The 13,917-nt window shown below is 73.3% G+C and carries 17 protein-coding genes; 8 read left to right on the top strand and 9 right to left on the bottom strand.

Annotation, left to right across the window (positions count from 1 at the left end):
* Positions 1-3: 3 nt before the first annotated feature.
* Entirely contained in the window at positions 4-219 is a 216-nt protein-coding gene (locus tag GWK15_RS12370; RefSeq protein WP_168041642.1) for a hypothetical protein, read from the bottom strand.
* Positions 220-476: 257 nt separating this feature from the next.
* On the bottom strand, positions 477-1,541 hold the full coding sequence (locus GWK15_RS12375) for a DUF2125 domain-containing protein (protein ID WP_168041643.1): 1,065 nt from the start codon (positions 1,539-1,541) through the stop codon (positions 477-479).
* Positions 1,542-1,612: 71 nt separating this feature from the next.
* On the opposite strand from GWK15_RS12375, the gene GWK15_RS12380 reads away from it, so the two are divergent.
* Positions 1,613-2,188, top strand: coding sequence for a gamma-glutamylcyclotransferase (locus GWK15_RS12380; protein ID WP_168041644.1), 576 nt, complete (start codon positions 1,613-1,615; stop codon positions 2,186-2,188).
* Between the two features lie 140 nt (positions 2,189-2,328).
* Here the strand turns inward: GWK15_RS12380 and GWK15_RS12385 are convergent, their stop codons facing one another.
* Genes GWK15_RS12385 through GWK15_RS12400 form a run of 4 tightly spaced genes read right to left on the bottom strand, consistent with a single transcriptional unit; the run spans position 2,329 to position 5,198 of the window.
* Positions 2,329-3,051 carry a lysophospholipid acyltransferase family protein gene (locus GWK15_RS12385; RefSeq protein ID WP_168041645.1) on the bottom strand — a complete coding sequence of 241 codons (723 nt, stop codon included), beginning with the start codon at positions 3,049-3,051 and terminating at the stop codon, positions 2,329-2,331.
* Positions 3,048-3,677: a YdcF family protein gene (locus GWK15_RS12390; RefSeq protein WP_245211621.1), complete on the bottom strand. Its 630-nt coding sequence runs from the start codon at positions 3,675-3,677 to the stop codon at positions 3,048-3,050. Before GWK15_RS12390 ends, GWK15_RS12385 begins: the two co-directional genes overlap by 4 nt.
* On the bottom strand, positions 3,674-4,531 hold the full coding sequence (locus tag GWK15_RS12395) for a cell division protein FtsX (protein WP_168041646.1): 858 nt from the start codon (positions 4,529-4,531) through the stop codon (positions 3,674-3,676). Before GWK15_RS12395 ends, GWK15_RS12390 begins: the two co-directional genes overlap by 4 nt.
* Positions 4,524-5,198: a cell division ATP-binding protein FtsE gene (locus tag GWK15_RS12400; RefSeq protein ID WP_168041647.1), complete on the bottom strand. Its 675-nt coding sequence runs from the start codon at positions 5,196-5,198 to the stop codon at positions 4,524-4,526. Before GWK15_RS12400 ends, GWK15_RS12395 begins: the two co-directional genes overlap by 8 nt.
* A gap of 69 nt (positions 5,199-5,267) precedes the next feature.
* On the opposite strand from GWK15_RS12400, the gene GWK15_RS12405 reads away from it, so the two are divergent.
* Positions 5,268-5,684 carry a zinc-ribbon domain-containing protein gene (locus GWK15_RS12405; RefSeq protein WP_168041648.1) on the top strand — a complete coding sequence of 139 codons (417 nt, stop codon included), beginning with the start codon at positions 5,268-5,270 and terminating at the stop codon, positions 5,682-5,684.
* A gap of 99 nt (positions 5,685-5,783) precedes the next feature.
* Here GWK15_RS12405 and GWK15_RS12410 read toward each other — a convergent pair whose 3' ends face one another.
* Complete coding sequence (locus GWK15_RS12410) at positions 5,784-6,758, bottom strand: quinone oxidoreductase family protein (RefSeq protein ID WP_168041649.1); 975 nt, start codon at positions 6,756-6,758, stop codon at positions 5,784-5,786.
* Positions 6,755-7,267 carry a methylated-DNA--[protein]-cysteine S-methyltransferase gene (locus GWK15_RS12415; protein WP_168041650.1) on the bottom strand — a complete coding sequence of 171 codons (513 nt, stop codon included), beginning with the start codon at positions 7,265-7,267 and terminating at the stop codon, positions 6,755-6,757. The genes GWK15_RS12410 and GWK15_RS12415 overlap by 4 nt, the downstream gene beginning before the upstream one ends.
* A 118-nt stretch (positions 7,268-7,385) precedes the next feature.
* Between GWK15_RS12415 and GWK15_RS12420 the strand changes: the two genes are divergently transcribed.
* The 6 genes from GWK15_RS12420 (at position 7,386) to GWK15_RS12445 (ending at position 13,285) form a co-directional block, all read left to right on the top strand.
* Entirely contained in the window at positions 7,386-7,739 is a 354-nt protein-coding gene (locus GWK15_RS12420) for a (2Fe-2S) ferredoxin domain-containing protein (RefSeq protein ID WP_168041651.1), read from the top strand.
* A 28-nt stretch (positions 7,740-7,767) separates the two neighbouring features.
* Entirely contained in the window at positions 7,768-9,087 is a 1,320-nt protein-coding gene (gene mnmE / locus GWK15_RS12425) for a tRNA uridine-5-carboxymethylaminomethyl(34) synthesis GTPase MnmE (RefSeq protein ID WP_168041652.1), read from the top strand.
* Positions 9,088-9,158: 71 nt separating this feature from the next.
* The gene (mnmG, locus tag GWK15_RS12430; RefSeq protein ID WP_168041653.1) at positions 9,159-11,027 is read left to right on the top strand and encodes a tRNA uridine-5-carboxymethylaminomethyl(34) synthesis enzyme MnmG; all 1,869 of its coding nucleotides are present in this window, start codon (positions 9,159-9,161) and stop codon (positions 11,025-11,027) included.
* Complete coding sequence (gene rsmG / locus GWK15_RS12435; RefSeq protein WP_168041654.1) at positions 11,024-11,632, top strand: 16S rRNA (guanine(527)-N(7))-methyltransferase RsmG; 609 nt, start codon at positions 11,024-11,026, stop codon at positions 11,630-11,632. The genes mnmG and rsmG overlap by 4 nt, the downstream gene beginning before the upstream one ends.
* Positions 11,625-12,431: an AAA family ATPase gene (locus GWK15_RS12440; RefSeq protein ID WP_168041655.1), complete on the top strand. Its 807-nt coding sequence runs from the start codon at positions 11,625-11,627 to the stop codon at positions 12,429-12,431. Before rsmG ends, GWK15_RS12440 begins: the two co-directional genes overlap by 8 nt.
* Entirely contained in the window at positions 12,428-13,285 is an 858-nt protein-coding gene (locus GWK15_RS12445; RefSeq protein ID WP_245211622.1) for a ParB/RepB/Spo0J family partition protein, read from the top strand. Before GWK15_RS12440 ends, GWK15_RS12445 begins: the two co-directional genes overlap by 4 nt.
* A 140-nt stretch (positions 13,286-13,425) precedes the next feature.
* Here the strand turns inward: GWK15_RS12445 and GWK15_RS12450 are convergent, their stop codons facing one another.
* Positions 13,426-13,812, bottom strand: a complete 387-nt coding sequence (locus GWK15_RS12450) for a histidine triad nucleotide-binding protein (RefSeq protein WP_168042103.1) — start codon at positions 13,810-13,812, stop codon at positions 13,426-13,428.
* Positions 13,813-13,917 lie beyond the last annotated feature (105 nt).

The following is a 13,917-nucleotide window of genomic DNA, read 5'->3' on the forward strand; positions in this document are numbered from 1 at the left end:
CGCTCAGTGGAGCGGCTGGCAGCGCACCACGCCGGCCTGGGTCGAACACTCCGAGGCCTTGGTCATCTGCACCAGCGTCGCCGCCTGCGCCGCATGTCGCGCCGCGTCGAGCGAGCCGATGCGCATGCATTCCGCCTCGACATAGGCCAGCATCATCAGGATGGCACTGCGATCGGTGCCTTCGTGATCCTGCTCCGGATACAGAACTGGGTGATCCATGACCGTACTCTCGTTGCGTCCCGCCCGGTGAGACCAGACCTTCACGCCGGGGTGAACGCACGACTATCTAACGCTGCGTTTGCGGGCGCCGACAGAGCCATGACGGGGCACCCACCGGCATTGACGTGGAATTCACGGCGCCTTCGCGGGAAAGGCCGGAATCAGGCCGACTTCATCACGCACCGTTAAACGGTCGTGGTTCTACCGCTTCCATTTTCACGCAGTCGTATGCGGATGACTCGGGAGGTTGTCCAGAATTACGGCCAAACCATCGGTGGAAATTCCACCAGCGGAATGCGCGCCAGGGTTATGCGACCCCGCTCGAGGGCGACCGGAACCTCGACCCGCGGCGGCCCGCCCTCCGGCGGCACCCGCGACAGCAGCGCCACCACCCCCTGCGCCGTCCGGGCCGTGGCGCGCGGCACCAGCCCCGCCCCCTCCAGCGCCTGGATCGCCGCCGGCGCCCCGGCGAGGCGCACCCCGCCCGACCCCTGCGGCTGCAGCGCCGGGTCGAGCGTGACCCGCAGGCTCGCCTCCCCGGCGATCGGCCCCCAGCGCAGCGCCAGGTTCTGCAGGTCCAGCACCCCGCCCGCCTCCCGCCACGCCCGCGCCCGCTGCGCCGAGGGCGGCATGGGCGGCGGCCCGGTCAGCGTGGCGGCCACGCTCGCGGATTCCACCTCCCGCCCGAAGGCGGCGACCCCGGGTCCTATCGCCCCGGGCGGCAGGCGCAGCGCCTCGGCCCGCAGGTCCAGCATGAGGGCCGGCTCCGCCCCCACCGAACCGGGGCTCAACAGCAACCGCACCCGGCGTGCCTCGAGCGGGCCGGCCGGCGTCGCCGCCGCTACGCCCTCGGCCAGCACCTCCATCGCCCGCGGCGGCGGCATGGGCTCGAGCGGCAGATCGGCCTCGAGCCGCGCCGCCGTGAAGGGCACCGCGACGGCGCCCAGGCGCAGCACCTGCTGGCCCTCCCAGCGCAGCGCCAGCCGGTCGAGCCGCGGCGGGGCGATGCGCAGCACCAGCCGCCCGGACTCATGCCCCACAGCCTCGGCGAAGCCGCGCCCGCGCGCTTCCACCCGCAGGTTCGGCACCACCAGCTCGGCGGCCAGCGGCCAGCCCGCCGGGCGCGGCGGGTCGTGCTCCACCGTCCAGCCCTCGGCCCGGCGCAGCGCGGTCCAGTCGGCGAAGCCCGCCGCCATCATCCCGGTGATGCGCCACCAGGCGAGGCCATGGGCCCCGGCCAGCAACAGCAGCAGGACAATGAGCGTGGACAGGATGCGCCGCCGGCGGCGGGGCGGGGCGGGCGTCGGCTTGGCGGGGGTCACGGGGGGAGGTATAGCGCCGCGCCCGCCGCGCCGCGATGCCGCCGGTCCGCTGGCCGGGCGCGGGCTTCGACATGCATCACGATCAGGCCGCGCTGCGCGACGTCCTCGACGCCGACGGCCACCTCTATGTCTTCGGCTACGGATCGCTGATCTGGCGGCCGGGCTTCACCCATGCGGCGGCGCATCCGGCGCTGCTGCGCGGCTTCCACCGCCGCTTCTGCCTGTGGTCGCACCGCTACCGCGGCACGCCGGAACGGCCGGGCCTGGTGCTCGGGCTGGATCGCGGCGGGGCCTGCCGCGGCCTCGCCTTCCGTGTCGCGGCGACCGAGGCGGCGGAGGTGCTCGCCTATCTCGACGACCGCGAGCTGCCCGACGGGGCCGAGGTCGTCTACCACCGCCGCATGCTGCCGCTGCGGCTGCTGGATTCCGGGCGGATGGTCCGCGCGGTCGCCTATGTCGCGAACCGCGGCTGCCGGCTCTATGTCGGGCGCCTCTCGCCCGAGCGTGCTGCCGCGGCCATCGCGGGCGGCCACGGCCAGATGGGCGCCAACCGCGACTACCTGCTCAACACGCTGCGCCACCTGCGGGAGATGGGGGTGCGCGACGCCGGGCTCGCCCGCATCGCGGAGCTGCTGCCCGCAACCTGAGGGCGAACCCCCCGCAGGGACCGATTTTCATCCCCTTATCCACACGTGCGGGCCGCACGGTCGGAATCAGGATTTTTCAATGACTTGAATGCCTGATCTGAGGGGGTGCCTGAACTGCCCCGGACTCCTCTTCCCCAGACTTATCCACATGTCCTCGGCAGGCCCGCCAGGCGGTCGCTCTCGCCCTCGATCGCCTGTTCCAGCGCGGCCATCAGCGCGGGTCGCGGCAGCCCCTTGGGCAGCGGCGGCAGGATGGCGACATGGATCGTCCCGGGGCGCTTGTGGAAGGCCCGCCGCCCCCAGACCAGGCCGCTGTCGGTCGCCACCGGTACCACCGGCGCGCCCGTGGCCGCGGCGAGTGCCACGATCCCGGGCTGGTAGGGCACCCGTTCGCCCGGCGCGGTGCGCGTGCCCTCGGGGAAGATCACCACCGGGCGGCCCGCCGCCAGCACCGCCTGCGCCGCCCGCACCATCGCCTTCAGCGCCGCGCCGCCGCCCTTCCGGTCCACCGGGACATGCCCGCACTTGCTGGCCAGCAGCCCCCAGACCGGGATCGACAGCAATTCCTTCTTCAGCACGTAGACCGGCGCCCGCAGCAGCATCAGCCAGACCACCGTGTCGAAGGCCGACTGGTGCTTGGCCGCGATCAGCGCCCCGCCCGGTGGCAGGTTCTCGAGGCCCGTGACCTCGAGCCGGATGCCGCAGAGGATGCGCAGCGCCGCCACCACGGCGCGCGCCCAGGTGCGGACATAGGCGATCATCGCGGCCGGCGGCGCGAGGAGCAGCGGCAGGGCGAGGATCGCGGCCATCGCGCTCCCGCCGAGGAAGAGCGCGTTGAACAGCGCCGAACGCAGCAGGATCAACTCTCGCGGGGCTCCCGACCATTGGCGAAGAGGCCGGACAGCCCGGCCTGCGCCGCCACGTAGCGCGCATACTCGCCGATGAGGAGCGCCCAGGATCCCGGCCGCCACAGCGCACCGGGCGCCCGCAGCGTTCCCGTCGCCACCGGATGAGCCACCAGGGTGCGGTCCGGCATGGCGCGGCGCAGTTCCAGCATGGCGCGCGGCATGTGGTAGGCGGCGGTGACGACGCGGATCGACTTCACGTCCTGGGCCCGCGCCCAGGCCGCCGTCTCGGCCGCGTTGCCGCGGGTGGACGCCGCCGCATGGCCCACCGTCACGCGCCCCTGCACGGTCGCCGCGTCGACGCCGGCGGCGGTCGCGATCTCCTGCAGCCCCGCCGCCTGGTGCGCGCCCGAGATCAGCATCCGCTGCGCCCGCCCTTCGCCCAGCAGGCGGAAGCCGGTCGCCACGCGCTCGCCGCCGCCGGTCAGCACCACGATGCCGTCGGTCTCGCCGGCCGGCGGATCGGCCGCGTCCAGCACGCCGGCGACATAGACGACGAAGCCCGCCATGAAGGCGAGCGCGGGCAGCAGCAGCACCAGCGCGGCGATGCGCCGCTTGCGCGCCAGCGCGGTTCCCTCGGTCATGGCAGGCGCCTCAGCCAGCGGCGCACGGTGCCCTGGGTGGTGAGCCATCCGACCGCGGCGGCCGCGACCGGCAGCACCGCCAGGTCGAACCAGGGCAGGGAGGTCCAGGAGGTCTCGCCGGCGAGCGGCCCGGCCATCCGCACCAGCCCCGCCAGCGCCGGCACCGCCGCGACCGTCCCGATCGCGGCGCCGAGCCCCGCCAGCCAGGCGACCCGGGCGGCGAAGCGCCCGGCGACCTCGGAATCCGTCGCCCCCAGCCCGTGCAGCACCAGCACCGCATCCCGCCGCGCCGAGAGCCCCGCGCGGACGGCGACGCCGACCACCGCCGCCGCGACGCCGGCCACCAGCGCCACCACCGCCAGGGCGACGCCCTGCACGGCGCCGGCCAGCGCTACCAGATGCGCGACCCAGACGCCGTGCGCCTCGGTCACCGCGCCGGGCACCTCGGCCGCCACGCGGTCCCCGATCAGCACCGGATCGGCCGAGAGGTTGGCGAGGTGGATCTCGATCACCCCCGGCAGCGGCACGTTGTGCGCCCCACCGAGCCAGGGGCGCAGCAATTCCGCCATGCGCGCCGGATCGACCGCCTCAGCCGCCGCGACCTCCGGCAGGTCGCGCAGGACGGCCAGCGCCTTGGCCATCCGCGCCGGGTCGGGCTGCGGCACCTGCACCGTCACCGCCGCCTGCGCGCCTTCCCGCCAGCGCTGCGCCAGCCGGTCCGCGCCGTCGCGTCCTGCCAGCGCCAGCGCCGCGAGCAGCGCCATCGCCGCCACCAGGCCCAGCAGCAGCCGGTCGGCCAGCGCCTTGCGCAGCCCGAGCGGATCGCGGGCGAGGCGGCGGCGCGGTTCAGCCATCGGAGATGATCCGCCCGCCCTCGAGCACCAGCGTCCGCGACGGATGCCGCTCCGGCAGGTCCTCGGAATGCGTCGCCACCACCACCGTCGTGCCCTGGCGGTTCATCTCGAGCAGCAGCGCCAGGGTGCGCCGGGCCTGGCGGGCGTCGAGCTCCGAGGTCGGCTCGTCCGCCACCAGCAGGGCAGGGCGGGTGACGATGGCGCGGGCCAGCGTCAGCCGCTGCTGTTCGCCGCCCGACAGTTCCTCCGGCCGCCGCTCCGCCTTGTCGTCCAACCCGATCCAGTCGAGCAGTTCGGCGACATCGCTCCGGATGGTCGATTCCGCGATGCCGGCGAGGCGCAGCGGCAGGGCGACGTTGTCCCAGGCGGACAGGTGGTTCAGCAGCCGGAATTCCTGGTGCACCACGCCGACGCGCCGGCGCAGCGGCGGCAGGTCCGACCGCCGCGCGCGGGAGATCGGGATGCCCAGCAGCTCGACCTCGCCCGCCGTCGGCCGCAGCGCCGCGTGCATCAGCCGCAGCAACGAGGTCTTCCCCGCGCCCGACGGCCCGATGATCCAGGTGAAGGAGCCTTCACCGAGCGTGAACGAGATGTCGCGCAACACCTCCGCTCCGGGGCGCCCGCGCGAATCCGGGTAGGCCAGGGCCACGCGGCTGAATCGGACCATGGACATGTTTTGCCTGGGCCGGGGCTGCGCCTCAACCGCTCCTTGCCGTATGCGCGACGGAGGTGGGATATGGAACGCATGCGTATCGCCTGTCCGTCCTGCGCGGCGGAATACGAGGTGCCGGAACGCCTGCTGGCCGGAGGGGCACGGAAACTGCGCTGTTCCCGGTGCGCGGCGGAGTTCGCGCTGCCGGCCCCGGCCGCGCCGGACCCACCGCCACCGGCCGAGGAACCGCCTCCGGCGGTCGTCGCCGCGGCCCCGCCGCCCGTCGCGGCGTTCGAACCGCCCCCGGCCCCGCCGGTCCCCGAACGCACCCCCATCACCGAGGACGACCTCGCCGACCCCTCGGAGCGGCTGGTGCGCGCCTGGGTGCTGTCGGTGGCGGCAGTGGTGGTGGCGGGGCTCGCGCTGGTGGTATTCCGCGCGGAGGTCGTCGCGGCCTGGCCGCCGGCGGCGCGGCTGTTCACCGCGCTGGGGCTCGCCTGATTTAATTTCTGATTAGCAACGAAGAGGTGGCTGGGGTGCCCCGGGGGCGCCGCCCCCGGACCCCCGCCGGGGAACAGGCGTGTTCCCCGGACCCCGCGATTACGGGAGAAGGACCGTGCTTCCCGTGGTCTGGCGCGCCTCGAGCGCGCGATGCGCGTCGGCGGCGTCTTTGAGCGCGAAAGTCTGGTTGACGCGGATCTTCACGGCACCCGAACCCACAACCTCGAACAGGTCATGGGCGCGGCCGATCAGGTCCTCGCGCTTCGCCGTATAGGTCGCGAGCGTCGGGCGCGTGACGAAGAGCGAGCCCTTTGCCGCCAGGATGCCGAGATCCGGGATCGCCACCGGGCCGGACGCATTGCCGTAGGACACCATCATCCCGAAGGGTGCGAGGCAGTCGAGCGAGACGTTGAAGCTGTCCCGGCCCACGCTGTCGAACACCACCGGCAGCATCGCCCCGCCGGTGATCTCCTTCACCCGCGCGGGCACGTCGTCCTTCGTCAGCAGCGCATGCGCCGCGCCATGGGCCCGCGCCAGCGCCGCCTTCTCCTCGGTGCTGACCACGCCGATCACCGTCGCACCCAGGTGCTTCAGCCACTGGCACATGATCAGCCCGACGCCGCCCGCCGCGGCATGGACCAGCACGGTCTGGCCGGCCTGCACCGGGTAGCACTTCTTGATCAGGAAGGCCGCGGTCATGCCCTGCAGCATCATGCCGGCCGCCTGCTCGAAGGAGATCCCGTCCGGCATCTTCACCAGGCGATCGGCCTTGATGCAGCGTGCCTCGGCATAGGCGCCGATCGGCGCGGTGGCATAGGCGACGCGGTCGCCGACCGCGACCTCGGTCACGCCCTCGCCGACCGCCTCGACCACGCCCGCGCCCTCCATGCCGATGATCGCGGGCAGGGAGGGGGCCTTGTAGAGCCCCGTGCGGAAATAGACGTCGATGAAGTTGAGCCCGACCGCCTTGTGGCGGACCAGCGCCTCGCCGGCCTTGGGCGCGGGGAGGGACACGGCCTCCCAGACCAGTTTCTCGGGGCCGCCGGTCTCATGGATGCGGATGGCATGGGTCATGAAGGACGTGTCCGTCGCTGGGCCGGCAGGGTCCCGGCCGTGAACAGGGTTGCGGGCCCCGGCGCGGCGCGCTCGAGGTCCAGGAGATAGCGCTTGGTAGCCGGTCCCTCGCCCCCCGAATAGCCGCCCAGCGACCCGTCCGCCGCGACCACCCGATGGCAGGGAATGAGGATCGGAATCGGGTTCGACCCGTTGGCCTGGCCGATGGCCCGCGCCGCGCGGCAGCCGACCTGGCGGGCGATGTCGGCATAGGTCCGGGTCTCCCCGGCGGGGATGGTGCAGAGCGCGTCCCACACCTTGCGCTGGAAGGCCGTCCCGTGCGGGGCGAGCGGCAGGTCGAAGTCGGTCCGCTTGCCGTCGAAATAGTCCTGCAGCTGGTCGCGCGCGCGCTTCAGCAGCGGGGTCTCCGCCTGGTCGCGCCCGCGCCCCCAGTCGAGGGCGACGATGGCGCCGTCCTCCTCGGACACGGTCAGTTCCCCGAGTGGGGTATGGAGCGAGAGTTGCGGCATGGCCGGCACCGACAGACACCCTCAGGGCAGGGGGCGTCAAGCGTCCCGCCGGACGGGTTGGAGGTCCGCTCGGGCGGCTCTACATCCCCCGCACGCCCTTCCTCCGGAGCACCCCCGCGTGACCGACGCCGACCCGCCGCCCTTCTACCAGGCGCATATCTTCGTCTGCACCAACCGCCGGCCCGAGGGCCACCCGCGCGGCTGCTGCGCGGCCCGCGGATCCGAGAAGCTGCGCGACTACATGAAGGCGCGCGCGAAGGAGCTGAAGATCCCCGACATCAGGGTGAACACCGCCGGCTGCCTCGAGCGCTGCGAGTTCGGCCCGGCCATGGTGATCTACCCCGAGGGCGTCTGGTACCGCCCGACCACGGTCGAGGACGTGGAGGAGATCCTGCAGGTGCACGTCATCGGCGGCGGGCGCGTCCGGCGGCTGATGCTGACCGAGAAGGACGTGCCCCCGCCGAAGGCGTAGGGCGGGTGTTTCACGTGGAACATCGGCGGTGACGGCGACCGATACCATCTTCGCGCTGGCGAGCGGTGCGGGGCGGGGCGCCATTGCGGTGCTGCGGCTGTCGGGGGTGGGGACCGGGGCGATCGTCGCCCGGCTGGCCGGCGGGCTGCCCCGGCCGCGGCACGCCAGCCTGCGTCGCCTGCACGGCCCCACAGACGGCGAGGTCCTGGACGAGGCTTTGGTGCTCTGGTTCCCCGGCCCCGGCTCCTACACCGGGGAGGACAGCGCCGAGCTCCACCTCCATGGCGGTCCGGCCGTCATCGCGGCAGTGGGTGCCGCATTGGCTTCGCTCGGAGCCCGCCCCGCGGAGCCCGGTGAATTCACCCGCCGCGCCTTCCTCAACGGCCGGATGGACCTGACCGCCGCGGAGGGCATCGCCGACCTGATCGACGCCGAGACCGAGGCCCAGCGCCGCCAGGCCCTGCGCCAGGCCGACGGCGCGCTGGCGCGGCTCTATGGCGGCTGGGTCGAGCGCCTGACCCGGTTGCTCGCCCACCAGGAAGCGGCAATCGAATTCGCCGAGGACGACCTCCCCACCGACCTAGGCGACCAGGCCCGGGCGGGTGCCGAGGCGTTGCGGGCCGAGATCGCCGCCCACCTTGCCGATGGCGGGCGCGGGGAGCGGCTGCGCGAAGGCTTGCTGGTCGCGATCCTCGGCGCCCCGAATGCCGGGAAGTCCTCCCTCCTGAATGCGCTGGCGGGGAGGGAGGCGGCGATCGTCTCGGCCCGTGCCGGCACGACGCGGGACGTGGTGGAGGTGCGGCTCGCGCTCGCCGGCGTCCCTGTCACCCTCGCCGACACCGCGGGGCTGCGGGAGGCGGCGGACGAGATCGAGCAGGAGGGCATCCGCCGCGCCCGGCGGCGGGCGGAGGAAGCGGACCTGGTCCTCGCCGTCTTCGCCACCGATGTCGCCCCGGATCCCGAGACGCTCGCCTGGGTGAGGCCGGGCGTGCTGGTGCTGGCCAACAAGGTGGACCTGGCGGCGGCGCCGGACGTGATCGGCGGGGTCGCGCCGCTGCCGGTCTCGGCCCGGACGGGGGAGGGGCTGGAGGCCCTGCGCGCCTGCCTGGCCGAGGCCGCGACGCGCCTGGCAGGTGCCGGCGATGCAGCCCTGCTGACCCGCCCGCGCCACCGCGCCGCATTGAACGACGCCGTCGCCTGGCTGGCCGAGGCCGAGGCGGCTCCGCTCCCCGAGCTCGTCTCCGAGGCGTTGCGCGCCGCGCTGCGCTCCCTGGGTCGCCTCACCGGCCGCATCGGCGTCGAGGACATCCTCGACGTCGTCTTCCGCGACTTCTGCATCGGCAAGTGACCAGGGAAGGGAGGGGGGTTCGGGGGAGGTTCTCCTCCCCCGCGCTGCCGGCTTGCCCTATATCGCCGCCCATGGATGGGATTTTCGACGTCATCGTCATCGGCGGCGGCCATGCCGGCGCCGAGGCCGCGGCTGCCGCCGCGCGTTGCGGCGCGCGCACCCTGCTGCTGACGCACAAGGTCGAGACGCTGGGCGAGATGTCCTGCAACCCAGCCATCGGCGGCGTGGGCAAGGGCCATCTGGTGCGGGAGGTCGATGCCCTGGACGGGATCATGGCCCGCGCGGCGGATGCGGCGGCCATCCATGTGAAGATGCTGAACCGGTCGAAGGGCCCGGCCGTGCGTGGTCCGCGGGTCCAGGCCGACCGCGCGCTCTACCGCCAAGCCGTCCGCGGCCTGCTGGAGGCCCAGCCCGGCCTGACCATCCTCGCCGCCGCCGCCGAGGGCCTCGAGACCGCCCCGGATGGCGGCATCGCCGCCGTGCTGACCGGCGACGGCCGCCGCTTCGCCTGCGGCGCCGTCGTGGTCACGACCGGCACCTTCCTGCGCGGCGAGATCCATATCGGGGAGAAGCGCATCCCCGCCGGCCGGGTCGGCGACGCGCCCGCGATCGGCCTCGCGCTGGCCTTCGAACGGCTGGGGCTGCCACTCGCGCGGCTCAAGACCGGGACCCCGCCGCGCCTCGACGGCCGGACCATCGACTGGGACGCGCTCGAAGCCCAGCCCGGCGACGACGACCCCGAGCCGATGTCCTGGATGACCGAGCGGATCACCAACCGCCAGGTCGCCTGCGGCATCACCGCCACCACGCCCGAGACCCACGCCCTGATCCGGGCGAACCTGCACCAGAGCGCCGTGTATGGCGGGCGCATCCAGGGGGTCGGACCGCGCTACTGCCCGTCCATCGAGGACAAGGTCGTCCGGTTCGCGGAGCGGGAGCGCCACCAGATCTTCCTGGAGCCCGAGGGGCTGGATGACGACACCGTCTATCCGAACGGCATCTCGACCAGCCTGCCCGAGGACGTGCAGGCGGTGATGATCGCCTCCATCCCGGGCCTGGGCCGGGCGCGGATCCTGCGCCCCGGCTACGCCATCGAATACGACCATGTCGACCCGCGGGCGTTGACCCCGGCGCTCGAGGTCCGGGCCGTGCCGCGGCTCTTCCTCGCCGGCCAGATCAACGGGACCACGGGCTACGAGGAAGCCGCCGCCCAGGGGCTGATGGCCGGCCTCAATGCGGCCGCGCGGGCCGGCGGGGCGACCCCGGACCGCGTGCTGACGCGCTCCGAGGCTTATGTCGGCGTCCTGGTGGACGACCTGGTCCTGCACGGCGTGTCCGAGCCCTACCGCATGCTGACCGCCCGCGCCGAGCACCGCCTGGTGCTGCGCGCCGACAATGCCGGGCTGCGCCTGACGGAGAAGGGCATCGCCTGGGGGTGCGTCGGCCCCGAGCGCGCCGCCCGCCACCGCGCGTTCGCGGCTTCCCTCGCGGACGCCCTCGCCCGTGCCCGCGATGACGGTGCGACACCGTCGGCGCTGGCCGCCGCCGGTGTCGCCGTGAACCAGGACGGTCGCCGCCGCAACGTGCTGGAGGTCCTGGCCCTGCCCGGCGCCGACCCGGCCCGCATCGATGCCGCCTTTCCCTGGCTGCGCGACCTTGCCCCCGCGCTCCGCGCGCAGCTCGAGGCCGAAGCCCTTTACGCCCCTTATCTCCGCCGCCAGGAAGCCGAGATGCGCCTGCTGGAGCGCGAGGAGCGCACTCGCATCCCCGACGACCTCGACTTCGGCGCCGTCCCGGGCCTGTCCTCCGAGATGCGCCAGCGCCTGACCGCCGCGCGCCCCGCCACCCTCGGTTCCGCTGGCCGTCTGCCCGGCGTCACCCCGGCGGCCATCGCAGCGCTGGCCGTCGCCCTCCGGCGCGAGGCGGTACGTTCCACGTGAAACATCCAGTTCCGCCCCTCGCAGCCGACCCCGACCGGGACGCCCGCCTCGCCGCCTATCGAGACCTGCTGCTGCGCTGGAACGCGACCATCAACCTGGTCAGCGCCCGCACCGCCACCGAGGTCGACAGCCGCCACATCGCCGACAGCCTGCAACTGGTGCCGCTGCTGCCGACGGAAGGCCCGATCGCCGACCTTGGTTCCGGCGGCGGACTGCCCGGCATCGTCATCGCCGCCGCCCTGCCGGACCGCGAGATCCACCTGGTCGAATCCGACCGTCGCAAGGCCGCCTTCCTGATCGAGGCCGCCGGCACGCTCGGCCTGAAGCAGGTGAAGATCCACGCCACGCGAATCGAGGCCGCGACCCTCCCGCCGCTCGCTGCCATCACCGCCCGCGCGCTTGCCCCGCTCGATGCGCTGCTGGCCCATGCGGCGCGATTCCTCGCACCCGGCGGCATCGCGGTCTTCCCCAAGGGCCGCGCCGCCGAGCAGGAGTTGACGAGCGCGTCCGCACACTGGCACTTCACGACGGAGCGGTTCACGAGCCGCACGGACCCCGAGGCCACCATCCTTCGCCTGAGCGAGATCCGCCGTGCCGGTGACTGACCGTCCCCATCTCCGCATCATCGCCCTGGCCAACCAGAAGGGCGGCGTCGGCAAGACCACCACCGCCATCAACCTCGCCACGGCCCTCGCAACGAAGCGCAAGGTGCTGCTGATCGACATGGACCCGCAGGGCAACGCCTCGACCGGCCTCGGCGTGCCCCGCCAGGACCGCGGCGCCGGCTCCTACGCGCTGCTGACCGGCGAGAAGCCCCTGCACGACCTGCTGCGCCCGACCAAGATCCCGAATCTCACCCTGCTGCCCGCCGACCCCGAGCTCGCCGGCGCCGAGATCGAGCTCGTCGGCCTCGAGAACCGCGAACGGCGGCTGCGGGATGCGCTCGAGGCCCAGGCCGAGGCGCTGGCCGGCACCGAGATCATCCTGATCGACTGCCCGCCCTCGCTCGGCCTGCTGACGCTCAACGCCCTCGTCGCGTCGCATTCGGTGCTCGTCCCACTGCAGACGGAATTCTTCGCCCTCGAAGGCGTCTCCCAGATCACCCGCACGGTCGAACGCGTCCGCCGCGGCCTCAACCCGGCGCTCGAGCTCGAAGGCATCGTCCTGACGATGTTCGACAAGCGCAACAACCTGTCCGAGCTCGTCGCCGCCGACGTTCGCGCCTTCTTCGGGGACAAGGTCTATTCGACCATCATCCCCCGCAATGTCCGCATCAGCGAGGCGCCGTCCCACGGTCTGCCGGTCATCCTCTACGATCACCGCTCGGCCGGCGCGCAGGCCTATGTCAGCCTCGCCGCCGAGCTCCTGAAGCGCGAACGCAAGGCGAGGAAGTCCGCCGCATGAAGAAGCCCGCGCGCCTCGGCATGGGGCTCTCCGCCCTGATGGGCGATGCCGCCGCCCCGCCCGCCGCACCCTCCGGCGCGCCGCGCACCCTGCCGGTCGAATCCCTCGAACCGAGCCCCTTCCAGGCCCGCTCGACGCCCGATCCCTCCGCGCTTGCCGAGCTCGCCGCCTCGATCAAGGAACACGGCATCCTCCAGCCGATCCTGGTGCGGCCCAAGCCCGGCACCGCGGGCAAGTTCCAGATCCTCGGCGGCGAACGCCGCTGGCGCGCCGCACAGCAGGCGAAGCTGCATGACGTCCCGGTCGTCATCCGCGACCTCGACGACCGCGCGGCCATGGCCGCGGGCCTGGTCGAGAACCTCCAGCGCGAGGACCTCAACGCGCTCGAGGAAGCCGAGGGCTACCAGCGCCTGATGGGCGAGTTCGGCCTCAAGCAGGAGAGCCTCGGCCAGGCGGTCGGCAAGTCGCGCAGCCATGTCGCGAACACGCTGCGCCTTCTGAACCTGCCGCCCAAGGTGCGCGACATGCTGCGCGGCGGCACGCTCTCGGCCGGTCATGCCCGCGCGCTGCTCGGCGCGCAGGACCCCGAGCGCCTCGCCGCCCTGGTCGCGGTGAAGGGCCTCTCGGTCCGCCAAACGGAGGCGCTCGCCGCCGCCGCCCCGCGCGACCCCGCCGCCCGCCGCGGCGCGAAGCCGGATGCGGACACGGCCGCGCTGGAACGGCGGCTGACGGAACGGCTTGGGCTCAAGGTCGGGATCAAGGCGGCGGGGAAGGGCGGCAGCCTCACGATTTCCTATCGCGACCTCGATCAGCTCGACGGGTTGCTCAGGCTGCTCGATCCGGACATGGCGTAGGCCGAGGGGGCGCCGCCCCCTCGAACTCCCCCGCCAGGAAACTCAGTTTCCTGGACCTTCGACCAGGTATCGGTTTCCAAAGGCCTCCGGGCCTTTGGCGGGGTGAGCCCGAGAGGGGCGGCGCCCCTCTCGGTCCCGCCTCATTCGCCCGCGCGCGGCACCATCCGGCCCAGCGGCCGCCCGCCGAACAGGTGCACGTGGTAGTGGGGCACTTCCTGCCCGCCATGCGCGCCCATGTTCATCAGTACGCGGTAGCCCGGCTCCTCGAGCCCGAGATCCTTCGCCACCTTCGCCACTGCGCGCCAGAAACCGGCGATCTCCTCGGGGCTCGCCTGCGCCGCGAAGTCGGCGACCGAGACGTAGCGCCCCTTCGGGATCACCAGCACATGCACCGGCGCCTGCGGCGCGATGTCGTGGAAGGCGAGCGCGTGATCGTCCTCATGCACCTTCTTGGCCGGGATCTCCCCGCGAAGGATGCGGGCGAAGATGTTGCCGTCGTCATAGGGGGGCAGGCCGGACACGGGCATGGCGGTCTCCTTGGGCATCGAGGCCCGCATCCTCCGCCTCCGCGGCCGTCGCGCAAGGCCAGGACGATTCCGCTTGCGCCTGCGATGCCTTTTCGAATAACTCTT

It is taken from the genome of Neoroseomonas oryzicola, from assembly GCF_012163135.1.
GTDB lineage: Bacteria > Pseudomonadota > Alphaproteobacteria > Acetobacterales > Acetobacteraceae > Neoroseomonas > Neoroseomonas oryzicola.

Excerpts from the sequence above, each read along its gene's own strand:
- GWK15_RS12370 (WP_168041642.1), bottom strand. The coding sequence starts at position 219 with ATGGATCACCCAGTTCTGTATCCGGAGCAGGATCACGAAGGCACCGAT.
- GWK15_RS12380 (WP_168041644.1), top strand. The coding sequence starts at position 1,613 with ATGCATCACGATCAGGCCGCGCTGCGCGACGTCCTCGACGCCGACGGC.
- GWK15_RS12390 (WP_245211621.1), bottom strand. The coding sequence starts at position 3,677 with ATGACCGAGGGAACCGCGCTGGCGCGCAAGCGGCGCATCGCCGCGCTG.
- GWK15_RS12395 (WP_168041646.1), bottom strand. The coding sequence starts at position 4,531 with ATGGCTGAACCGCGCCGCCGCCTCGCCCGCGATCCGCTCGGGCTGCGC.
- GWK15_RS12400 (WP_168041647.1), bottom strand. The coding sequence starts at position 5,198 with ATGGTCCGATTCAGCCGCGTGGCCCTGGCCTACCCGGATTCGCGCGGG.
- GWK15_RS12405 (WP_168041648.1), top strand. The coding sequence starts at position 5,268 with ATGGAACGCATGCGTATCGCCTGTCCGTCCTGCGCGGCGGAATACGAG.
- GWK15_RS12410 (WP_168041649.1), bottom strand. The coding sequence starts at position 6,758 with ATGACCCATGCCATCCGCATCCATGAGACCGGCGGCCCCGAGAAACTG.
- GWK15_RS12415 (WP_168041650.1), bottom strand. The coding sequence starts at position 7,267 with ATGCCGCAACTCTCGCTCCATACCCCACTCGGGGAACTGACCGTGTCC.
- mnmG (WP_168041653.1), top strand. The coding sequence starts at position 9,159 with ATGGATGGGATTTTCGACGTCATCGTCATCGGCGGCGGCCATGCCGGC.
- GWK15_RS12445 (WP_245211622.1), top strand. The coding sequence starts at position 12,428 with ATGAAGAAGCCCGCGCGCCTCGGCATGGGGCTCTCCGCCCTGATGGGC.
- GWK15_RS12450 (WP_168042103.1), bottom strand. The coding sequence starts at position 13,812 with ATGCCCGTGTCCGGCCTGCCCCCCTATGACGACGGCAACATCTTCGCC.